The 3572-nt window shown below is 72.4% G+C and carries 2 protein-coding genes and 1 pseudogene; all 3 read left to right on the plus strand.

Going from position 1 to position 3572, the window contains the following annotated elements; genetic code table 11:
• Positions 1-563 (plus strand): annotated as a pseudogene (locus SACSA_RS22280) (serine/threonine-protein kinase); the annotation flags it as partial.
• Positions 564-712: 149 nt separating this feature from the next.
• A complete protein-coding gene (gene dapA, locus SACSA_RS0109715) occupies positions 713-1738 on the plus strand; it encodes a 4-hydroxy-tetrahydrodipicolinate synthase (protein WP_019815440.1) in 1026 nt (341 codons plus the stop codon).
• Positions 1739-1806: 68 nt separating this feature from the next.
• On the plus strand, positions 1807-3495 hold the full coding sequence (locus SACSA_RS0109720; protein ID WP_198009035.1) for a ribonuclease J: 1689 nt from the start codon (positions 1807-1809) through the stop codon (positions 3493-3495).
• Positions 3496-3572 lie beyond the last annotated feature (77 nt).

Raw genomic sequence — 3572 nt, forward strand, 5'->3', positions numbered from 1 at the left:
CGCGGCGGACGGCCCTCGCGGTCGGGGGCGGCATCGCCGCCGTGGCCCTGCTCGTGGGCGGCTTCTTCCTCGGCGAACCGGTCTGGTCGCCGTCGGGCGACGACCGCATGCTGCCCACGCTGACCTACGGCGAGGGCGGCGACGTCGCCGAGCTCAACCGCGACTCCCGCGACCGCTGCGTGAACACGCCGGTCCAGGCGGGTCGTCCGCTCGGCGGCAGCAACTGGGTCGACTGCGACGAGCCGCACGACGCCGAGCTGGTCTCCTGGTACTCGACGGTGGGCGACGGTTCCCTCGACACGGACGTCCCCGCCGCGCGTTACCCGGGCGAGGAGACTCTGCGCCGCTACGGCGAGGCCGCGTGCGCGCTGATGTTCCACTCCAATCGGGTGGACGACGAACAGCGTGGGGCACTGGCCTACCGCGTGCTGGTCCCCACCCGCCAGGAGTGGGAACGGCGCCCCGGGGACTCCCTCGACGACGCCGTGCGCGACGTGCTGTGCTTCGTCTCGCAAGACGGCGGCGGGCGGCTCGACGAGCAGGTGCGCCAGGACGTCTGGTAGCGCGGCCCCGCCCCGCCTGCTGGGATTTCTTCCCGTACCGGAGCTCGGACACCGGCGATTTTGCTCCCCGTGCGCGCCTGGCGCGCCGATCGGCGTGTTCGGCATGGTCGGCGCGGTACGGGCACGGGCGAGCAGGTAACGTCGGCCCCATGTCGATCGCAGCGCCCACTCCGCCCACCGCCGCGCCGGGCAGACCGTTCGGCCGCGTGCTGACCGCCATGATCACCCCCTTCACCGCCGACGGCGCGCCGGATCTGACCCGCGCGCAGGAACTCGCGGCGCACCTGCTGGAGCTGGGCAACGACGGTCTGGTCGTCAACGGCACCACCGGTGAGAGCCCGACCACCCGCGACGACGAGAAGGCCGACGTCATCCGCGCCGTCGTCGAGGCGGTGGGTGACCGGGCCACGGTCGTGGCGGGCGCGGGAACCTACGACACCGCCCACAGCGTGGAGCTGGTGCGCCAGGCCGAGAAGGCGGGCGCGCACGGGGTGCTGGTGGTGACGCCCTACTACTCCCGTCCGACCCAGGCCGGGGTGTACGCGCACTTCACGACCGTGGCCGACGCCACCGGCCTGCCGGTGATGCTCTACGACATCCCACCGAGGTCGATCGTGCCGATCGAGGTCGACACCCTGCGCAGGCTCGCCGAGCATCCGCGCATCGTCGCGGTCAAGGACGCCAAGGGCGACCTGCTCGCGGGCAGCGAGGTCATCGCCAACACGCACCTGGCCTACTATTCGGGCGACGACGCGCTGAACCTGCCGTGGCTGTCGGTCGGGGCGACGGGTGTGGTCAGCGTGATCGGGCACGTCGTGGCGGGCCGCATCCGCGCGATGATCGAGGCCTACGAGGACGGTGACACCTCCACCGCCCGCACCAATCACCGCGGCATGCTGCCCGTCTACCGCGCGTTCTCCCGTGTGGGTGGCGTGGTGTTCGCCAAGACGGCCCTGCGCCTGCGCGGGTACGAGGTCGGCGATCCACGCCTGCCCATCGTGTCCGCCTCGGACGAGCAGGTGCGGGCCATCGCGGCCGACCTGACCCAGGCGGGCGTGCCGCTGGAGGAGCCGCCGACCAGCGACTGGGCGGGCAACCGGGTCGCCCAGGCGGACTCGGCCGCCGCCTACGTCGCGCCGACGACCCACACGAGCGTTGGGACCATTCACCGGTGAATCAGAAACCGACACAGACCACCCGGGAGCCCGCACCTCCCGCGCCCTCGGACACCGACCCCGCGGTGTTGCGGGGCGGATCCGGACCGACCCACGCCCCGCCGCCGCCACCGGAGGGCGGGCTCCGCGTCGTCGCGCTCGGCGGCATCGGCGAGGTCGGGCGGAACATGACCGTCTTCGAGTACGACGGCCGCCTGCTCATCGTCGATGCGGGAGTGCTGTTCCCCGAGGACGCCCAGCCCGGAGTGGATCTGATCCTGCCCGACTTCCGCGCGATCGAGGACCGCCTCGACCAGGTCGAGGCGCTCGTGCTCACGCACGGCCACGAAGACCACATCGGCGCCGTGCCGTTCCTGCTGCGGATGCGCCCCGATCTGCCGATCTACGGGTCGCGGTTCACACTCGCGCTGCTGGCGGCCAAGTGCAAGGAGCACCGGCAACGCCCGGTGCTGCACGAGGTCGCCGAGGGCGGCAGGCAGACCGTGGGCCCGTTCGACCTGGAGTTCTTCGCGGTCAACCACTCCATTCCCGACGCGCTCGCGCTGGCCCTGCGCACCCCGGCGGGGACCGTGCTGCACACCGGAGACATCAAGCTCGACCAGCTTCCGCTCGACGGCAGGCTCACCGACCTCGCCGGGTTCTCCCGCCTCGGCGACGAGGGCGTCGACCTGCTGTGCATCGACTCGACCAACGCCGAGGTGCCCGGGTTCGTCACCCCGGAGCGCGACATCGGCCCCGTGCTCGACGACGTCATCGCGCGGGTGCGCAGGCGGGTCATCGTGGCCTGCTTCGCCAGCCACGTGCACCGCGTGCAGCAGGTGCTCGACGCCGCCCGGCGCCACGGGCGGCGGGTGGCCCTCGTCGGCCGCTCGATGGTGCGCAACATGACGATCGCGGCCGAGCACGGCCTGCTCGACATCCCCGAGGGCCTGCTGATCGACCTCGACGAGGCCGTCACGCTGCCGGAGACGCAGGTGCTGTTCGTCTCGACCGGGTCGCAGGGCGAGCCGCTGTCCGCGCTGTCGCGAATGGCGCGCGGTGAGCACAAGCAGGTCTCGCTGCGGGCGGGGGACACCGTGGTGCTGGCCAGTTCACTCATCCCGGGCAACGAGAACGCCGTGTTCGGCGTCATCAACGGGCTGGTGCGGCTGGGGGCCGAGGTGATCCACCAGGGCAACGCCCAGGTGCACGTCTCCGGGCACGCACCCGCGGGCGAGCTGCTGTTCCTCTACAACGCGATCCGTCCGCGCAACGTCATGCCGGTGCACGGCGAGTGGCGCCATCTGCGGGCGAACGCGGCGCTGGCCGTGCGCACCGGTGTCGGGCAGGACAACGTGGTGCTCGCCGAGGACGGAGTCGTGGTGGACCTCGTCGACGGTCGAGTCGAGGCCACCGGCCGGGTGGAGGTCGGCATGGTCTACGTCGACGGACTCTCGGTCGGCGACGTGGGCGAGTCGACCCTGTCCGACCGGCTCATCCTCGGCGAGGGCGGGTTCATCGCGATCACGGTGGCGGTGGACTCGGCCACCGGTCGCGCGATGAGCCCGCCGACGGTGTCCGGCCGGGGCTTTTCCGACGACCCGAAGGCACTCGACGAGGTCGCGAGCAAGGTCGAGATGGAGCTCTCGCGCACCGAGGCCGAGGGCATCACCGACAGCCACCAGATCGCGCAGGCCGTACGCCGCGTGGTCGGCCGTTGGGTCGGCGAAACCTACCGCCGCAGGCCGATGATCGTGCCCACCGTCATTCCCGTCTGACCGCGCACCCGCACGCGCGGGGCGGAGAGCGCCGCCGGGGCCGTTCCCGGGCCCGCACGCCGGGACGGCCCCGACCG

The organism is Saccharomonospora saliphila YIM 90502 (genome assembly GCF_000383795.1).
Classification (GTDB): domain Bacteria; phylum Actinomycetota; class Actinomycetes; order Mycobacteriales; family Pseudonocardiaceae; genus Saccharomonospora; species Saccharomonospora saliphila.